The organism is Lentzea sp. CA-135723 (assembly GCF_050936595.1).
GTDB lineage: Bacteria > Actinomycetota > Actinomycetes > Mycobacteriales > Pseudonocardiaceae > Lentzea.
This window is the reverse complement of record NZ_JBNJMK010000001.1, coordinates 2,718,619-2,737,451: the sequence shown is the minus strand read 5'-3', so window position 1 is coordinate 2,737,451 and position 18,833 is coordinate 2,718,619. Positions and strand designations below refer to the sequence as shown.

Sequence of the window (18,833 nt, the reverse complement as noted above, 5' to 3'; positions counted from 1 at the left end):
GCCGGCATGACCACCGCCATGCCGCGGTACCGCACCGACCCGAGTCCTCAAGCGCTCGCGACCCGCCTGCGCGCGTTGCGCACAGCCGACGTTCCGGTGGCCTGCGGTGTCTACGCCGGTCTGTCCGCCCCGGTGACCGCGGAACCGGCGCCACGGGCCGGGGTCTCCGCCCTGCACGCCCGCATCACCCACGCGATGGCCACGGCCTTCGTGGCCGGCCGCGCCGCCGACGTGCCGCGCTTCGAAGCCCCGCCCTCGGCCCAGCTCCGGCTGCTGACGGCCGCGAGCTGGGGCCGCCTCGACGCCGTGGGCCCGGACATGACGACGTTCCCGGTCGACCTCGCCTCCGAACTGTGGTGGCGGGTGCACGCCCGCATCCAGGGCACGCTGCGCGTCGCCGACCAACGCGTGGCCTGCGATCTGTTGCTGCGCCTGGGATATCCCCACTCGGCGGCGTCGGTGATCGGCCTGACCGTGATCGATCCCCGCAAGCAGGTCCTCTCACCCGACCTGGCCCTGGAACAACTCGCCGTCCTGCGCTGCCACCTCCCTGCCTCCGCCGTCGAGGCGATGGCGTTGCGCGGCGCCAGGTCCGGCCTGCCCGCCGCGACCCGCCGCGACCTCGCCCTGTTCGTCGTCTTCCGCACCGCCGCGCGAGGCGCCGACTCGACCTCGTTGCACGCGGCCGCCGCCCTGGCGACCAAGGCCTCCTCCGAACTCCCGCAGCACGGCTTCACCGCGTCGCTGCACCGGGCCCGCCTGCACCGCGCGATCGCCGCGGTGCCGTTCGTGCGCCGCGACATCGCCGAGACCCACCGCCTGCTGGGCCGCGCGCTGGAGTCCCTGACCGCCGTCACGCCCGCCGCCGAGATGGACCGGCTGGCCTGGGCGGACGAGGCCTACGCCCTCTACTCCTTCCTGACCCGCACCCACCTGACGGTCGGCCTGAGCCAGCGAGCCCTCGGCTACACCGACGAGCTCGTCGAGCTCAGCCCCGGCGACGACAGGACGTGGGCCCTGCGCGGCGACGCCCTCGCGGCGTGCGGCCGGCTCGAAGCCGCCCTGGACGCCTACGGTCGCGGCATCGCGCTCGGCGGCTGGGGAGCGGCCCGCGCCGCCTACCTCCGCGGCTTCGTGCTGGAACGGCTCGGGCGGGTGGCCGAGGCCGCCGAGGACTACGTGCTGTCCCAGCGGATCGACCCGACCTCGTCCGTGGTGGCCGGTGCGGTCGTGCCGGACGGGGTCGGGCGCGGCCTCGTCAGCGCACGTCGGCCGTGACGAGCAATCGCAGGTGGGCGCGCAGCCAGGTGGCGGATGCCGGGCCGTCGGCGAACGCCGTCACCTGAGCCGCCGCCGTGGTGAGTCCTGCCTTCTGCAGGTGGGCGCCCACCTCCCGGACGCGGCCCAGCAGGCTGTCGGTCAGGTGGTCGAGGCCCCGGTGCGCGGCCTCGGCCAGCACCGTCACCGCGCTGTCGACCGCGGCGCTCAACGGGTCTGACGTGGTGAGGCCCGGCGCCAGCGGCTGGGGCGTCGTGTCCTTCGCCAGGTCCGGGACCACGACGCCGGTCTCGCAGTGGACCGCCAGCGGGTCCACGACCAGTCCGCCGCGGTGCCGCCGGACGCTGCCGGTGACCGTGGTCGGGTTGGCGCGCAGGGCGGTGGTCAGGGCGTCCAGTGCGGTCGGGGCGATGGCGCGGTGGGTGGCCACCAGCGAACACGTGGTGCCCGTGGGGGAGTGCAGGGTCGCGGTCAGGCGTTGGGCCGCAGGGTCGTAGGCCAGGTCGGTCACCTCGGCCACGCGGATCGCCCTGACCAGTTCGGCCTCGACGCGGGCGCGGACCTGACGGGGCGGGAGGTCGGCGAGGTGCGCGGCGGCCTGGTCGTAGTCGTCGATCACTAGTGCCTGGGACAGGTGGTCCCAGGCCGTGCCCACCGGCGTCAGCGAGGTCTTGGCGACCCTGCTGGTCTTCAGCGTCACGGCCCGGCTCGCATTGCGGGTGGCCGACTCCGAGACGACGTTGGACGTGGCCAGTTTCTGGCCCGTGCGCAGGGGAGTGTCGCGCTGGACCAGCACCACGTCACCGGAGGCGAAGTAGACGTCGGCGGTGGTCTCCGAGCGCAGGCGGGCGCCCAGCGCGGTCAGCCGGACCCGTTTCAGCGGGGTCTCGGCCGGCTCGTCCGGGCCCAGGACCTCGGCTCTGGCGCCGGTCGCCGTGGTGCGGGCGTGCAGTTCGGTCAGCAGGGCGGCGAACTGCTCGGCCTCGTAGTCGGCGCTGCGGGTGCGGTAGGCGGCCAGCTGCGCCAGCAGGTCGGTGATGACGGCGGCGGGCCAGTGCAGGCGTTGCGCGGTCAGGTCGCGGTGCAGGCGTTGCCACGCCACGTCGAGCACCTCGCTGGCGTTCGTGGCGCCGTCCAGCAGGAGCTGGTCCAGCAGGTCGGTCACCGCCGTCAGATCCGTCGCGGTGGTGGGAGAACCGCCCACGTCCACCGTGTCGGTGCCTTGGGCGTCCGCCTCCTGGAACGCCCACACGGCCAGCGCGGTGGCCTCGTCCTTGTTGACCGCGTCGGTGTGGACGTACGAGAGGTCGCCGGGCACCAGGAACGTGACGGTGCAGGTGGGCAGTTCCGCCTGCGCGGTCTGGTCCTCCTGCGTCGGGCGGCGGAGCTTGGCCCGGTAGCCCGCCTGGAACGCCCTGCGCGCACGGCGCAGGGTGCGTTCGCCCATCAACGCGACCAGGTCGGTGTCCGTCACCGCGCCCGGCGACCACAGTTCGGCCGGTGCACCGGCCTCCTGGGTGCGCTGGTAGGCGAGGACCACGGCGATGCGGTGGCGGCAGACGCCGGTCGCGCCGCAGCTGCACTGAGCGGCGTCCAGGGCGACGCCCGCCGGCAGGGTCGTGGTGGTGCCGTCGGGGAACTTGCCCTGCACGGTGCCAGACGGGTCCACGTCCAGCGCCGGGACCACGCCCGCGTCCAGTTCCTTGACGGCACGTTTCACCAGCCCGCGGTTGGCGAGCGCCGCCAGCGCGTCCGGGGTCAGCGCCAGGAGGTCGGATCTGGTCACCTGAGTTTCTCCGCAACGAATTCCGCTAGCTGTCCTGGGGTCATCGCGCCGACGTGGGCGCCGACGTTCGCGAGCCGCTGGCCCAGAGCCCTGTCGTAGTCCGGGTTCGCCTCGTCGTCCAGTGCCGCGAGGCACAGCACGTGGGTGCCCTGCTCGCACAGGTTCTTGACCGTGCGCACGAGGTTCGTCTCGCTGCCGCCCTCGTAGAAGTCGCTGATGAGCGCGACGATCGACCGGCGCGGGCTGTCCACGAGGTTCGCGCCGTACGCGACGGCCTTCGCGATGTCCGTGCCGCCGCCGAGCTGCACCTTCATCAGCAGCTCCACCGGGTCCGTCACGTCCGAGGTCAGGTCGACCACGTTCGTGTCGAACGCGACGAGGTGCGTCTTGAGGCCCGGCAGGCCCCACAGGCAGGCCGCCGTGACCGCCGAGTGGATCACCGAGCTGGTCATCGACCCCGACTGGTCCACCAGCAGGATCACCTGCCACTGCTCAAGATGCCGCTTGGTGCGTGAGACGAACTTCGGGTGCTCGATCGCGAGCTTGCGCTCCTCCGGTTGGTAGCGCTGGAGGTTCGCCTTGATCGTGGAGCGGAAGTCGAAGTTGCGGGAGTTCTTGTGGATGCTCGGCCGCCGCGACTTCGTGCCGCTGAACGCCGTGCGCACCTCGGTCTTCAGCTTCTCCATCAGCTGCCGCACGACCGCCTCGACGATCTTGCGGGCCAGCGCGAGGACGGCCGGGTTCATCAGGTGCTTGGTCCGCAGCACCGCGCGCAGCAACGCCGGGTTCGGCTCGATCCGTTGCAGCACCTCGGGATCGGTGACCACGTCGGTGATCTCGTATCGTTCGACGGCGTCGCGTTCCAGCCGTTCGATCGTCTCGCGCGGGAAGAGCTGGTGCACCTCGTCGAGCCAGTCGACGGTCTGGAGCACCGAGTCCTCGTTGCCGCCCGACCTGGGCCCGGTCTTGCGCACACCGCGTTCTGCCAGTTCGGGGTCACGCCCGTAGAGCCACTCCAGCGCGGCGTCCCGGCGGGCGCCCTCGCCCTGCAGACCGCCGGTGCAGCGCGACGCGGGCTCGCCGAGGATCAGCCGCCAGCGTTCCAGGTCCGTCATGCCAGGCCGCCCTTCACCAGCAACGCGTCCACGCGCTTCTCGATCGCCATCGCCTCCGCCACGACCATCGGGTCGACGGTCAGCCGCGTGACGCCCCGCGCGCTGCCCTCCACGCCGCGGTGGGCGAGGACGGTCGACGCGATCGTCTCCCTCTCCCTGGGCGGGAAGTAGCTGAACGCGAGCCGCAACGCGGGCAGCGCCACCAGGAACTCGTCCTCGTTCATCGCGCTGACGAGCTCGTCCAGCACCCCGACCAGGTCGGGGCTCGCCAGCACCTCTTCGCGCGCCACCGCGAACAACCCGGCGAGCCAGTCGCCGAGCGCGTCGATCGCCCTGACCTTGCGCACGTCCGGCTGGCTGCCCAGCGTCCAGGCCAGCCCGAGCGCCGCACCGCGCAGGTCCGGCGGCGCCTGCACGTCGTTGCTCACCCTGGTCGCGACGCCGGTGACGTCCACGACGTCCAGCGACAGCGCCGATTTCGCGTGCAGCACGGCGTCCCTGGTCGCGGCCATCGCCTTGAGCCGGTTCGCGTCGGCCGGCGCCGGACCGCCGTGCAGGCCCTCGATCAGCCACAGCACGCGTGCCGTGCCGGCGTCGATCACCGAGCCCAGCAACGGGTCCCGCCTGGTGCCGAACAACCTGTCGTGCCGCCACAGCCCGAGCACACCGCTCAGCACCTGGCCCAGCGCCGCCAGGTCGCCCGTCTCGCGGACGCCCTCGTTGAGCGACTGCTTGACCCTGCCTGACAACGCCGAGATCCCGCACAGCACCGCGTCGAACAGGATCGTGGCGAGCTGCTGGAGCTGCGCGTCGCGCGAGCGCCGTTCCAGCACCACTCCCGCCGCCTCCTCCAGCGTGGCACCGTTCTCCGCGGCCTCGATCAACGCCGCGAGCCGCTCCTCCGCCGGCCGCAGCGTCCACTGCTCGTCGAACTGGGGCTTGGCGCCCTCGGACGGCCCGCTGGTGCGCTCGAAACCCGGAATCCCCAGCACCCGCAGGCGGTGCAGGATCCGGCTGCGCTCCAGCTGGTCCGCGTCGGTCAGGTCGAGCGCGACCCTGCCCTCCTGGTCGAGCCCGTGCGTCCGCAGCAGCTCCTGCACGGCGTTGACCAGCGGTGGCGCCGGCGTGCTCGGGTGCAGCCGCCCGACCTTGTCGCCCCGCAACGCACCGATCATCTCGATCAACGCCGGGTGTGCCCCGGCCTGGAGCGTGCCGCGCCGCGTCCACGGCGGCGGCTGCGTCAGGTCCTCGGAGATCAACGCGCTGGTGAGCCCGTCGAGCACGTCCGTGCGCGCCAGGTTCTCGTGCCCCCGCAACCGCGCCAGCGCACCGGCCTGGGCGTGCGCGGCGATCAGGTCGGCCGTCGACACCGGCTGCTTGCGCTTGCGCAGCCGCGTCGCGACCGACTCGACCAGCCAGTCCGCCGCGCGCTGCGCCCCGTTCTCCCAGACCTGCTGGTAGTAGCCGGGGGACGGCATGCCCGACTGGTAGCCGGTGAAGGCGTCCAGCCGTGCGTGCGAGTACGGCACGAGGTAGCTCGCACCCCGTTCGCGTTCCGGCACCTCCGGCCACTCGGTGCCGCCGTCGAGCTGGGCCTTGAGCGCGGCCGTGTGGAAGCCACCGGTGACCACGACGACCGGCCGGTCGCCCGCGTCCGCGACCGCCGCCCGCACCCAGCGCGCCATGTACTCCTCGCGCGCCGAGTCGCCGTCGTCGGCTTTTGCCGTGCCGCGCAGCAGGTCGAAGTACTCGGCCATGCCCTTCGGCTCGGTCTCGCACTCGAAGAGGTGGTCCCACAGGACGTCCACGTTGTCGACCGCGAACTCCTGGCACAGCCGGTCGACGACCTCGGCGTAGCGCAGCTCGGCGTCCGCGTACCTGTTGCTGACGTCGCGGAACGCCTCGTGCCACGCCGGCAGGTCGATGAACCTCACCTCGGCGCCGATCCGGCGGGCCTCGGTGATGGCCACCCACTCCGGTGAGTAGTCGCAGAACGGCGACCACGACGCGTGCTGGTCGGAGTAGCTGAACAACGCGACCGGCAGCTCGTGCCCGAGCAGCAGCTCGTCGATGCGCTCGTTGAAGTCGGCGGGACCTTCGATGAGCACGTACGCGGGCTGCTGCTCCTCGATCGTGGCGGCGACGCGGCGGGCACAGGCGGGACTGTGGTGCCGGACGCCGACGAACACGGCCCCCATCAGCCGGGCAGCAGGTGCCGGGCGCGGTGCAGCTCCTGCCACTGCTTGCCCTTGCGCCGCGACGCGTGCTGCTCCAGATAACGGCGCACCCGCGCCAGGTCCTCCGCGTTGTCCTTCGCCGCCGTGCCCGCGAGGCACTCCACGACGTCCGCCGCCGTGCCGACCTCACCGCGCAGGAACCAGCCGCGCAGCCCGACCGCGTGCGCCACGGACACCGCCTCGGCCGTGCTCATCACCGTGGTGAGCCGGTCGCTGCCCTCGCGCAGGTCGCGGAACGTGCGCACGAGCACCTCCAGCACGTCCCGCCGCGGCGCGAGCTCCACGCCGGACTTCGCCAGCAGCTTCGCCGCCTCCTGCTCGACCAGCGCCAGCTCGGTGTCGAAGTCGGCGATCGGGAACACCGTCTCGAAGTTGAACCGCCGCTTGAGCGCGGCGCTCATCTCGTTGACGCCCCGGTCCCGCGTGTTCGCCGTGGCGATCACGTTGAACCCGTCCTGCGCGAACACCATGCCGTCCGGTCCGTTGAGCTCGCCGATCGCCATCACCCGGTCCGACAGCATCGACAGCATGCAGTCCTGGACCTCCAGCGGGCAGCGGGTGATCTCCTCGAACCGCACGATCTTGCCCTCGGCCATGCCCCGCAGCATCGGCGCCGGCACGAGCGAGCGCGGCGACGGCCCCTCGGCCACCAGCAGCGCGTAGTTCCACGAGTACTTGATCTGGTCCTCGGTCGTGGCCGCGCCGCCCTGGATCGTCAGCGTCGACTCGCCGCACACCGCCGCCGCGATCATCTCCGACAGCAACGACTTCGCCGTGCCCGGCTCGCCGACCAGCATCAGGCCGCGGCTGGTCGCGAGCGTCACCAGCGCCCTGTCCACGAGGGAGGGATCGCCGACGAACTTCTTGCTGATGCCCGCCTTGTCGTCGCCCACCACGAACTTCCGCGCGGCTTCGAGGCTCAACGCCCAGCCGGGCGGCTTGGGTGCCTTGTCGCCGTCGCGCAGCCGCGCGAGCTCGTCGGCGTAGCGGACCTCGGCAGGAGGACGCTGCATCGTCTGCGTGCTGGTCATGACTGCAAGGACTCCAGTTCGGAGAGGAGCTCGGAGAGGGTGATCGGGTCGACCGGGTAGGTGGCCGGCGCGTCCTCGGGCGCGGACCACGTGCCGTACCCGTTGGGGGAGAACCACATGTCGCTGAACCCGACCTCGGGGAACACGTCCATGGCGCCCACCGCGATGCCGGGCTCCAGCGACGCGACCAGCGCGCCGCCGGCGGGGAACGGGCGGGTCATCCAGCACTCGACGCCCGCGTCCTGCGGGGCGCCGCGCACCCAGCCCTTCTTGGTGAGGCCGAGGAGCTTGCCGATCGGGTACGGGGTGTTGCAGAACTTCTTGAGCGCGGGGAGGAGCGCGTCGCCTTCCGGCACCAGGTGGACCGGGCGGCCGAGCTGCGGGAACGGCTGGAGGATCTCGTAGTCGGCGAAGACCTCGCCCCAGGCCGCCGCCTCGCCGGTGCCGTGCAGGTCGACCGCGTGGGCCACCCGGATCGTCGCGGTCTCCGGGAGCGTGAACTCGTCGTCGTTCGCGTCGGCGAACGTGCGGTCCTCGGCCAGGCGGAACGAGCCGCCCTCGTCGGTGATCCACACCAGCCGGCGGACCAGGTGCCACAGCAGCGGGTGCGCGGCGAGGACCGTCAGGAACTCCTCCGCCGACCACGTGCGCTGGTCGACCATGGCCCGTTCGAGGCGCTGGATCTGGTCGGACGCGATGGTGCGGACGTCCTTCTTGAGCGCGGCGAACCGCTTGTGCTCCAGCGGCGCCTTGTCCTCGTCGTCCTTCACGCCCGGCTTCGGCAGGTCCTTGCGGCGCTTGCCGTCCGGGTCGAGCACGAACGGCTTGAGCTGCTCGTCGAAGCCCACGGTGAACTGCCGCGGGCCGTAGTCGATGACGAGCGTCGCCGCGTCGTCCAGGCCGAGGCGCGGGACGAGCCGGTCGGAGAGCTGGTCACGGGACAGGCCGAGCTCGGCCGCGATCTGCGCGACCTTCTCCTGCGCCTTGGTCTTGAGGCCCTTGAACGGCACCTTCTCGGCGATGCTGTTGAGGTGCGAGAGGGCGACCTCGGTGCCGATCTCGGCGAGCACGTCGAGACCCGTGACGGCCCGCGCGTGCTGGCTCTCGCCCGGCCAGTTGCGGATCAGCGGCGAGAGGTTGCGGACGGTCTCGTCGTCGCCGAACCAGCCGAGCGCGGCGAGCGCCCAGTTCTCCTTCGACGGCGCGCCACCCTGCTCCCAGGCCTTGAACGCGGCCCAGGCGAACTCCGCGAGACTCGCGGGGTCGAGCGCCTCGCGGACGATCGGCAGCCCGGCGTAGAGCTCGCCGGGCTTCGACAGCGCGGCCGTCATCAGCAGGTGGCTCGTCGCCTCGGCCGGCAGAGCGTGCTTGCGGTCGGCGAGCAGCACCTGCGGCAGCAGCCGGGTGTCCGCCCACTCGCCGATCGCCGGCAGCTTCGCGGGCAGCAGGTCGATCGGGTCGACCGACAGCACCACGTCGATCGCCGCCTCGGCGCCGCACTCCTTCGCGACGGCCGCCACGTCGACGCCGACGTTGTTGTGCAGGTGCCGCAACGCGGCCTCGGCGTTGCGGCGCGGGATGCCCGCCTTGCCCGACGCGGCGGGGATGAGCAGCCGCGCGGCCTGCTCGCGGTGCCGTGCGAGCCAGTCGACGCCCCAGCGGCGCGCCTGCTTGGTGCGCGCGAACCAGTCGGCCATCTGCGTGGCGACCTCGGCCGTGGCGAACGGCAGTAGGACCCCGCCGGCACCCCCTGGGGAGGACTGGACGTGCTTGATCAGCGAAGGCGCGGCGTCGACGCCGAACCGGGCGGCGATGTTCCTGCCCCAGTCCTCGACGCCGTAGCTGTAGTTGGGCGTCCAGTCCCGCACCAGATGTTGCACCGCGTCGTCCGGTGCGAGCAGGAACAGGTCGTTGTCGTAGTAGCCGATCGTGCCGGCCTCGTACTCCTTGAGGAGCTTGCGCCAGTCGTGGTGGTCCTGCCGCCACTCCGCGCCGGCTTCGAGCCACTCCTCGCGCTCACCCGGCTGCCACCCGACCGAGTCGGCCGGCATCGGGACGTCCGTCAGCACGACGGGCTTCACCGGCTTCTTGCGGTGCAGCCACGGCGGCGCGGCGAGCAGGGGCGGGATCTGGTCCGGGGCCGCCTCCGGCAGCACGGCCGGGCCGGACGCGGCGAGCAGCTCCGCCACGTCCTGCGGCACCTCGAGATGAGGGTTTGACGCGAGGTGGGCCTGCAGCAGGGTGCGGACGTCCTTGTTCGTCACGCGCGCCGACATCAGCCGGGCCGCCCTTCGCGGGAACGCCGCCATCGCCTGGATCACCGCGGGCCGCACGAACTTCCCGTCCAGCCGGTCGAGCAGGATCGTGAACGCCTCGTCCGCCGGCAGCGCGGCGAGCACCTTCAACGCCTGCTTGCGCCCGTCCGCGCGCTGGTAGTAGCCGTCGCCGTCGATCTCCGCGGCGAGCAGCGGCGCGACGGCCGGGCCCAGCACGTACACGGCCGTGTAGAGCAGGCCCGCCGACATCAGGACGGACTCGTCGGCCTTCTCGAAGTCCTTCGCCGTGCGCGCGCTGCTCGGCAGCATCCACCACCGGCTGGGCGAGTAGTTCTGCTTGCGGTACTCCTTGAACCAGTCGGCCTTCTCGGGCATCAGGAACGCCCGCAGCTCCTTCTCCTGCTTCGAGCCGTCGAGCTTCTCCAGCGCGGCCTCGGTGGCCTGGTGCTCGGCCTCGTCCGCGACGGCGATCGCGTACCGGACGGCCGTCAGCAGCTGGGCCTCCTGGTCGCCCGGCGAGATGCGGAAGCCGTCGGTCTGGTGCTGGAGGCAGACGTTGGTCCACTTGCCGCGCTTCTGGTTCCACTGCTCGGAGAACGTGAGGCCCATGAGCTGCACGGCCGCGGTGGCGGCGAACGGCAGGCCGTGGTCGGCGATCCAGGCGTGCACGGCCGGTGCGCCGGGCTTGACCACGACGGCGATCGAGGCGGCGCCCAGCGGGTTCGCCTGGCCGGCGAGGTGTTCGCGGGCGGCGGTGACGAGCTCGGGCTTGGAGCCCTTGACGGTGAGGGCGCGCTCGATGGTCTCGGCCTGGTCGGTGATCTGCTGGCGGGCTTGGGCGGCCTTGGCCGGGTCGACCGCGAACTCCGGGGCCGGGGTGAAGCCGCGCTGGCGGACCACGTCGCGCAGCCAGGCCTTGGGGAAGGACCAGGAGTCCTCGTCGAGGACGGGAGCGGGGGTGGGGGCCTCGGAGGTGGCAGCGGTAGAGAGGGCAACGGCGGGAGAAGCGGCGCCGGACGGGGTAGCGGCGGGTGCCGTCGTGCCTGTGGTGCCGGAGGTGGTGGACGCGTCGGTGGTGACCGTGGCCGACGCGGTGCCCGTGGTGCTCGCGGGCGTGGCGGAGCCGGTCGTGGCTGCGGCGGGCGCGGTGCCTGCGGGTGCGGCTGTCTGCGGTCTGTAGCCCTTCTTCTCCTTCTCCGCCACCAGTTTGGCCACGTGGGCGGTGGCTGCCTCGGCGGAGGCCAGCTCCTTCGTCTGGGTCTGGCCGGCGGTGCCCAGCCGTCCGAACCGGACGGTCACCGTCGCGCCGTCCTGCTCGATCTCCCAGAACTTCGCGGAGCCGTCCGCGACGAGTTCCCACCTGCGCACTGCTGTACCTCCTGGGGCCACACAAGGGAGTTGGTGTTGTGCACGGGACGTTACTCAGGGGGTCTGACAATTCTTTAGCGTCAGCTTAAAGAGCTGTTCAGACCCCCTGAGCAGGCGCCGTTACTGCTGGAGTGACTCCAGTTCGGACAGGACTTCCGAGGCCGTGATGGCGTCGGCGGTGAGGGTGGCGGGCTTGTCGCCCTGCCGGGAGTGCCAGTAGCCGTGGCCGGTGCTGGAGAACCACACGTCCGTGAACTTGATCTCCGGGAACACGTCGATCGCGCCCACCGCGATGCCGGGGTCGAGGGAGGCGACCAGGGCGCCGCCCGCCGGCAGGGGGCGGGTGATCCAGCACTCGACGCCGCCGTCCTGCGGTTCGCCGCGGATCCAGCCCTTCTTGGTGAGGCTCAGGATCTTGCCGATCGGGTGGTCGATGTCGGTGTACTTCTTCAGGTGGGCCAACAGGTCCTCGCCCTCGGGGACCAGGTGCAGGGGGCGGCCGAGCTGCGGGAAGGGCTGGAGGATCTCGTAGTCGGCGAAGACCTCGCCCCAGGCCTCCAGTTCCGCCTGGAGGTCGACCGGGTGGGCCACGCGGACCGTGGTGTCGCCGGGGAGGGTGTACTCGTCGTCGTTCGCGTCGGCCAGGGTGCGGTCTTCCGCCAGGCGGTAGGTCTGGCCGTCGGCGGTGATCCAGACCAGGCGGCGGACGATGTGCCAGAGCAGCGGATGTCCGGCGAGGACGGTGTGGAACTCCTCGGTGGTCCAGGTGCGCTGGTCGACCATGGCGCGTTCGAGGCGGTGGATCTGGTCCGCGGCCACGGCCCTGACGTCCTTCTTCAGCGCGGCGAAGCGCTTGTGCTCCTGCGGGGCCTGGTCCTGGTCGTCCTTGGCGGCCGGTTTGGGGAGGTCCTTGCGGCGCTTGCCGTCCGGGTCCTGGACGTAGGGCTTGAGCTGTTCGTCGAAGCCGACGGTGAACTGGCGGGGGCCGTAGTCGATCACCAGCGTGGCGGCGTCGTCGAGGCCGAGGCGGGGAACCAGGCGGTCGGCCAGCTGGTCGCGGGAGAGGCCCAGCTCGTCCGCGATCTGGGTGACCTTGTCCTGGGCCTTCGTCTTGAGGCCCTTGAACTTCACCTTCTCCGCGATGCTGTTCAGGTGCGCCAGCGCGACCTCGGTGCCGATGTCGGCCAGCACGTCGAGGCCCGTCACGGCCCTGGTGTGCTGGCTCTCGCCCGGCCAGCTGCGGATCAGCGGGGACAGCCTGCGGACGGTCTCGTCGTCGCCGAACCAGCCCAGGGCGGTGAGCGCCCAGCCTTCCTTGGACGGGGCGCCGAACTCCTGCCAGCGCTGGAAGACCGCCCACGCGAACTCCGCGAGGGAGGCGGGGTCCAGTGCTTCGCGGGCGATCGTGAGGCCCGCGTAGACGTCGCCGGGCTTGGACAGCGCGGCCGTCATGAGGAGGTTGCGCGCCGCCTCGGCGGGCAGGGCCTGCTTGCGGTCCCGGAGCAGGACCTGCGGGAGGTGGCGGGTGTCCGTCCAGTCGCCGAGGACCGGCATCTTCGCGGGCAGCACGTCCACCGGGTCGATGGCCAGGAACGCGCGCAGCGCGTCGGCCACGGCCTCGCTGGGGGCCTGCGCGACCACGTCGACACCCAGCGCGTGCAGGTGGCGGATCGCGGTCTCGGCGTTGCGGCGGTCCGCGCCCGCCTTGCCCACGGCGGCGGGGATCAGGAAGCGCGCCGCCTGCTCGCGGTGGCGGGCGAGCCAGCCCAGCGCGATCTTGCGGACCTGCTTGAGACGCACCAGCCAGTCGGCCATCAGCGTCGCCACCTCGCGGGTCGCGTACGGCGCCACGACCACCGCGACGGCCGAGTTGCGTTCCACGATCTTCAGCAACGGCGGCAGCGCGTCGAAGTCGAACTTCGACGACAGGCGCTTGCCCACGGTCTCGGCGCTCCAGCCGAGGTTGGGCGACCAGTCCGCGAGCAGGTGCCGCACCTCCTCCTCAGGGGCGCCGATGAGGAGATCGGCCATGCGGTAGCCGATCCGGCCGGCCTTGAACTCCGCCAGCCAGTGCTGCCACGTCTTGTAGGGGTGCGTGTCCCAGTGGCCGTCCTTCAGCCACTCCTCGCGCTCGCCCGGCAGCCACGTGATCGACGGGGCGGGCACGGGGACGTCCGCGATCACCACGGGCTTGGGTTGCGGCTTGCGGTCGACCCATGGCGGCGCGGCCAGGACCTGCGGCAGTGCTTCCGGCGGCGCGTCCGGCAGGGTGACGGTCTCGACCTCGACGAAGCCCTCGGGCGCCTCGAGGTGCGGGTACGTCCTCAGGTGCACGCTGAGGAGCTGGCGCAGTTCGGCGTTGCCCGCGCGTTCGCCGAGCAGCCTGGCGGCGCGGGCGGGGAACGACGCCATCATGGAGAGCAGTGCCGGGCGCACGTACTTGCCGTCGAGGCGGTCCAGCACGATCTTGAACGCCTCGTCGGTGGGCAGCGCGGCGAGCACCTTCAGCACCTGCTTGCGGGTGTCCGCGCGCTGGTACTCCTGGTCGAGGTCGGCGGCGAGCAACGGCGCGAACGACGGGCCCAGCACGTAGAGCGCCGTGTACAGGATCGCCGTGCTGTGCGTCAGCGAGGCGTCGGCGGACTCGAACTCCTCGTACGTGGTGGCGCTCAACGGAAGCATCCACCAGCGCGTGCCCGTGTGCGCCGTCTGACACGCCTCCGCGAACCAGTCGGGCCTGCCCGGCAGCAGGAACGCGCACACCATCTTCACGTTCTGCTCGTCGAGGGCGCCGTACCTCGCCAGCACGGTCTCGGCCGCGTCGCGCTCGTCGTCGGGTGCGAGGGCGAGCGCGTACCGGATGGCCTTGAGCATCTTGCCCTCCACGTCGCCCTGGACGATGTGGAAGTAGCCGCCGCGCCACGCCAGGCGTTCGGGGCCGTACGCGCTCTGCTGCGAGAGCCAGGTCGGGCCGGAGAGCAGCCGCACGTACTCGACGGTGGCCTCCGTCGCGAACACCAGGCCGTGGTCGGCGATCCAGGCGTGCACCGACTGCTCGCCCCGGGAGATCATGGCCGCGACGGCCGCGGCGCCGACCGGGTTGGGCGGGCCCGCCAGGTGGGCGCGGGTGGCCTCGACGATGTCGCGCTCGGACTCCGGTTCGGACAGGATCCGTTCGATGGTCGTGTCCACCAGTTCGGCCTGCTGGCGGCGGGCCACGTCGGCGAGTGCCGGGTCCACGGAGAACTCGGGTGCGGGGTGGAAGCCGCGCTGGCGGGTGACGTCGCGGAGCCACGCCTTGGGCATGGTCCAGGTGTCCTCGTCAGGGGAGGCGCCGGTGGGCTGCTCGGTGGACGGAGTGGTTGGCTGCTCGGAGGCGGCGGCAGCGGGCTGCCCGCCGGCGGAGGGCGTGGCGGGGGCGGCCTGCGTCGAGGAGGCGACCGGTCGGTAGCCCTTCTTCTCCTTCTCCGCCACCAGTTTCGCGGCGTGCGCCGTGGCTGCCTCCGCGGTGGCCAGGTCCTTGGTCTGGGTCTGGCCGTTCGTGTCCAGCCGTCCGAAGCGGACGGTGACCGACGTGCCCTGCTGGTCGATCTCCCAGAACTTCGCCGAGTCGCCCGAGACGAGCTCCCACCTGCGCACTGACTGCTCCTTGCTTCTGGTTCGGGGGTGTGGCCTCGGCGTCGCCGAGCCGGTCTGACGTTGGAGGTCGAGCGATCGTTCCCGCGATCACGCGTGGAGCGACTCCAGTTCGGAGAGGAGCTCGGAGGCGGTCACCTCGTCGACCTCGAAGGTGGTGGGCAGGCCTTCCCTCGGTGCGACCCAGGCGCCCTCGCCGGTGGCGGAGTACCAGAGCTCGTGGAACCTCTGCTCCGGCTCCAGGTCGACCATGCCCACCGCGATGCCGGGATCGAGCGAGGCCACCAGGGCGCCGCCGGACGGCAGGGGACGCGTCATCCACGGTTCGATGCCGTTGTCCTGGGGCTGGCAGCGCAGCCAGCCTCGTTTGGTGAGGCCCAGGACCTTGCCGACGGGTGCGTCACGGTCGAGGTACCGGCCGAGCTGCGGGATGACGTCGCCCGGTGCGAACGCGTGGGTGGGGCGGCCGAGCTGCAGGAACGGCTGGAGGAGCTCGTAGTCGGCGAAGAGCCGGCCCCAGGCGTCCACGCGTTCCGCCAGGTGGACTGGGTGGGCCAGCCGGACGGTGGCGGTGTCCGGGAGGGTGAACTCGTCGTCGTTCACGTCCGCGAGGGTGCGGTCTTCGGCCAGGCGGAACGACGTGCCCGTGTCGGTGATCCACACCAGGCGGCGGGCCAGGTGTGCGAGCAGCGGGTGTCCGGCGAGGACGGTGTGGAACTCCTCGGCGGTCCAGGTGCGCTGGTCGACCATCGAGCGTTCGAGGCGGTGGATCAGGTCCGCGGCGATGGAGCGGACGTCCTTCTTCAGCGTCGCGAACCGCTTGTGTTCCGCCGGGGCGAGCTCCTGGTCGTCGCGCGCACCCGGCTTGGGGAGGTCTTTGCGGCGCTTGCCATCGGGGTTCAGCACGAACGGCTTGAGCTGTTCGTCGAAGCCCACGGTGAACTGGCGCGGGCCGTAGTCGATGACCAGGGTTGCTGCTTCGTCGAGGCCGAAGCGGGGGACCAGACGGTCGGAGAGCTGGTCCCTGGAGAGGCCCAGGGCCGCGGCGATGTCCGTGACCTTCTCCTGCGCCTTCGCCTTGAGGCCCTTGAACTTCACGCGTTCCGCGATGCTGTTCAGGGCCGTCAGCGCCGCCTCGCTGCCGATCTGGGCGAGCACGTCGAGAGCGGCGACCGCGCGGGCGTGCTGGGCCTCGCCCGGCCAGAGGCGGATCAGCGGGGCGAGGCGGCGGACCGTCTCGTCGTCGCCGAACCAGCCGAGCGCCGTCAGCGCCCAGCCGTCCTTCGCCGGCGAGCCGACGTCGAGCCAGCGGCCGAACAGCGCCCACCCGAACTCCGCGAGCGAACTGCGGTCGCAGGCTTCGACGGCCGGCGGCAGCCCGGCGTAGACGGCGTCCTGTTTGGACAGTGCCGCCGTCATCAGGAGGTTCTTCGTCGCGGCCGCTGGCAGCGCGCCGGAGCAGTCGGCCAGCAGCACCTGCGGCAGCAGCGCGACGTCGGCCCACGCACCGACCGCCGGCAGCTTCGAGGGGAGGACGTCGACGGGGTCGATCTCGATCAATGCCCGGATCGCCGCGCCCGCCTCGGGGCTGAGCGCGGTGGCGAGGGCGACGACGTCGGTCTCCAGGTGCAGGTGGCGCAGGGCGAACTCGGCGTTGCGGCGGGCGGGACCTGCCGGGCCCAGTGCGGACGGCAGGAGGAGGCGCGCGGCGGTGTCGCGGTGCCGGGCGAGCCAGGAGACGGCGAACGCGCGGGCCGACTTGAGGCGCACGAACCAGTCCGCCATCAGGGCCGCCACCTCGGCCGTCGCGTACGGGAGCAGCACGACGCCGGAGACGTGCGGATTGCTCGCGGCCAGACGCAGCATCGGCGGCAGAGCGTCGAGCTCGAAGCGGGCCGTGATGCGCCTGCCCCAGCCCTCGCTGCGCCACGTGTCGGTGGGCGTCCAGCCGGCCAGCAGGGGACGCGCGAGGTCTTCCGGCGCGCTCTCGAACAGCTGGTGGTCGTCGCGGGTGGGGTAGCGGCCCTCGCGCATCCTCTCGGCGAGCGGCTCCCAGTTGCCGTGGCGGGCGGTCCACCAGCCTTTGAGGGCGAGCCACTCGTCGCGTTCGCCCGGCAGCCAGGTGATCGTGGGGGCGGGGACCGGGAGGTCCTTCAGCACCACGGGTTTCGGCTGAGGGCGGCGGTGGGTCCAGGGCGGTTCGGCCAGCACCCGCGGCAGCGCCTCGGCCGGCGCGTCCGGCACTCGTGCGGGGAGGAGGTCTGTGGGGAGCGCGGGATTGGGTGGCGTGGGCAGGCGGTCTGTGGGGCGTGTGGGGCCGGGTGGCGTGGGGGGGAGGTCTGTGGGGAGTGCGTGGCCGGGTGACTTGGGTGGGAGGTCTGTGGAGAGTGTGAGGCCGGGTGGCGTGGGCAGGCGGTCTGTGGGGAGTGCGGGGCCGGGTGGTGTGGGGAGGAGGTCTGTGGAGAGTTCGCGGCCGGGTGACTTGAGCGGGAGGTCTGCGGGGAGTGCGGGGCCGGGTGGTGTGGGCGGGAGGTCGGTGCCGAGTGCGGGGGCGGGCCGCGTGCCGGCGGCTGCGGAGGGGCCGGGGTGCGTGGGCGGGACGTCTGCGGAGAGGCCGAGGCGGGTGAGGACGTGAGCGCGCAGCAGGTTGCGGACGTCGGCGTCTTCCGCTGCGCGCGGTGCCATCAGGCGCAACGCCCTGGCGGGGAACCGTTTCATCGCCGACACCAGCACCGGCCGGACGAGCCGTTCGTGCAGGCGGCTCAACAGCATCAGGAACGCCTCGTCGGTCGGCAGGACCGACAGCACCTCCAGCGCCCGCTGGCGGTTGTCTCCGTTCCACTCGCTCTTCGCGCGCAGTTCCGCGTCGAGCACCCGCGCCACGGCCGGGCCGAGGACGTGGAGCGCCGTGTAGACGTTCGCGACGGACCAGAGCAGGTTGCCGTGCGTGAACCCGCTGAAGTCTTCGAGAGTGGTGCCCGACGCGTGGATGAGCCAGTTCGGGCCACCGGTCGTCTTCGCCTCGGTGAACCAGTCCCTGCGCGACGGCACGAGGAAGGCGCGGGCGGCCTGGACGAACCAGTTCGGATCGAGCTTCTCCAGCTCTGACACGGCTTGCGCGAACGTCGCGTCGTCGGTCGCGGCCAGCGCGGTGCGGGCGTCGATCAGCGTCTGGTCGTCCCAGCTGGAGTGCGGGAGGTAGACCATCAGGCCCTGATGGGTGTTGCTCACCGTGGAGAGGTGCACGGCCGCCACGGCGGCGAACGGCAGCCCGTAGTCCTCGATCCACCAGTGCAGCGGGGAGGTCTGGTGGTCCCAGCCGATGAGCTTGAGGAGCGTCGCGGCGCCCAGCGGGTCCGGCTCGCCCCGGTGATGGGCGCGCAGTGCCTGTGCGAGGGCGGATTCGTGTTGGCCCGATGTCAGGGCCTCCTCGACCTTCTCGGTGTGGGCGGCCGCGTGGGCGCGCATCTGCTGGGCCTGGGCGCGGTCGACGGTGAAGGTCGGGGCGGGGTGGACGTCGCGTCTGCGGCGGGCCTGCGCCAGCCACTCGGCCGGCATGCCCCAGGTGTCCTCGTCGAGAGGGGTCGGGGGCGCGATGTGGTTGGTGGCGGCGGGTTTCGCGGTGGTGGGGGAGGCGGACTCGGCGGCGGGGTTGGGAGCGGCGGGTCGAGGGGCGGATGGGGCGGCGGCAGGCTTGGCGTTGGTAGCTGCGGAGCCGCGCGGCGCAGGGTTGGTGGGCGCGGTGGCTGAAGGAACGGCGGTGGCGGAGTCGGCGGTGGAGGCCGCGGCGGCGGGGCCGGCTGTCGCTGAGGTCGGGCCAGTTGGCGCGGCTGCCTTCTGGTAGCCCTTCTTCTCCTTTTCTGCCACCAGTTTCGCCACGTGGGCGGTTGCTGCCGCGGTGGAGGTGAGCTCCTTGGTCTGGGTCTGGCCCGCGGTGCCCAGCCGTCCGAAGCGGACGGTGACCGTCTCTGCGTTCTGGGTCACCTCCCAGAACTTCGCCGAGTTGCCGGAGACGAGCTCCCACCTGCCCACTGCGAGACCCCCTGAGTTTCGGTCTGGAACTGATGTCCACGGACCGTACCCAGGGGGTCTGACAGTTTCTGTCG

General features: G+C 72.1%; 8 protein-coding genes. 1 reads left to right on the top strand and 7 read right to left on the bottom strand.

Translation table 11 applies throughout. The features are described from left to right. The first annotated feature begins 6 nt into the window (after positions 1–6). Positions 7–1,278 (top strand): BTAD domain-containing putative transcriptional regulator, encoded by a 1,272-nt coding sequence (locus ACQEU1_RS11480; RefSeq protein ID WP_433199164.1) that lies wholly within the window; start codon positions 7–9, stop codon positions 1,276–1,278. Here ACQEU1_RS11480 and ACQEU1_RS11475 read toward each other — a convergent pair. The 7 genes from ACQEU1_RS11475 to ACQEU1_RS11445 all read right to left on the bottom strand — a co-directional run bounded on the left by ACQEU1_RS11475 (position 1,259) and on the right by ACQEU1_RS11445 (position 18,759). Next, positions 1,259–3,064: an SWIM zinc finger family protein gene (locus ACQEU1_RS11475; protein WP_433199162.1), complete on the bottom strand. Its 1,806-nt coding sequence runs from the start codon at positions 3,062–3,064 to the stop codon at positions 1,259–1,261. The genes ACQEU1_RS11480 and ACQEU1_RS11475 overlap by 20 nt on opposite strands. Next, positions 3,061–4,179, bottom strand: coding sequence for a VWA domain-containing protein (locus ACQEU1_RS11470; RefSeq protein WP_433199160.1), 1,119 nt, complete (start codon positions 4,177–4,179; stop codon positions 3,061–3,063). Before ACQEU1_RS11470 ends, ACQEU1_RS11475 begins: the two co-directional genes overlap by 4 nt. After that, entirely contained in the window at positions 4,176–6,419 is a 2,244-nt protein-coding gene (locus tag ACQEU1_RS11465) for a DUF5682 family protein (protein ID WP_433199158.1), read from the bottom strand. The genes ACQEU1_RS11470 and ACQEU1_RS11465 overlap by 4 nt, the downstream gene beginning before the upstream one ends. Further along, complete coding sequence (locus ACQEU1_RS11460) at positions 6,377–7,447, bottom strand: ATP-binding protein (protein ID WP_433199156.1); 1,071 nt, start codon at positions 7,445–7,447, stop codon at positions 6,377–6,379. Before ACQEU1_RS11460 ends, ACQEU1_RS11465 begins: the two co-directional genes overlap by 43 nt. Further along, positions 7,444–11,091: a WGR and DUF4132 domain-containing protein gene (locus ACQEU1_RS11455; protein ID WP_433199154.1), complete on the bottom strand. Its 3,648-nt coding sequence runs from the start codon at positions 11,089–11,091 to the stop codon at positions 7,444–7,446. Before ACQEU1_RS11455 ends, ACQEU1_RS11460 begins: the two co-directional genes overlap by 4 nt. Before the next feature lie 120 nt (positions 11,092–11,211). Continuing rightward, complete coding sequence (locus ACQEU1_RS11450; RefSeq protein ID WP_433199152.1) at positions 11,212–14,730, bottom strand: DUF4132 domain-containing protein; 3,519 nt, start codon at positions 14,728–14,730, stop codon at positions 11,212–11,214. 87 nt (positions 14,731–14,817) lie between these two features. After that, positions 14,818–18,759 (bottom strand): DUF4132 domain-containing protein, encoded by a 3,942-nt coding sequence (locus tag ACQEU1_RS11445; protein WP_433199150.1) that lies wholly within the window; start codon positions 18,757–18,759, stop codon positions 14,818–14,820. Positions 18,760–18,833: the final 74 nt, after the last annotated feature.

Coding starts and splice junctions, on each gene's coding strand:
- ACQEU1_RS11480 (WP_433199164.1), top strand. CDS start 7: ATGACCACCGCCATGCCGCGGTACCGCACCGACCCGAGTCCTCAAGCG.
- ACQEU1_RS11470 (WP_433199160.1), bottom strand. CDS start 4,179: ATGACGGACCTGGAACGCTGGCGGCTGATCCTCGGCGAGCCCGCGTCG.
- ACQEU1_RS11460 (WP_433199156.1), bottom strand. CDS start 7,447: ATGACCAGCACGCAGACGATGCAGCGTCCTCCTGCCGAGGTCCGCTAC.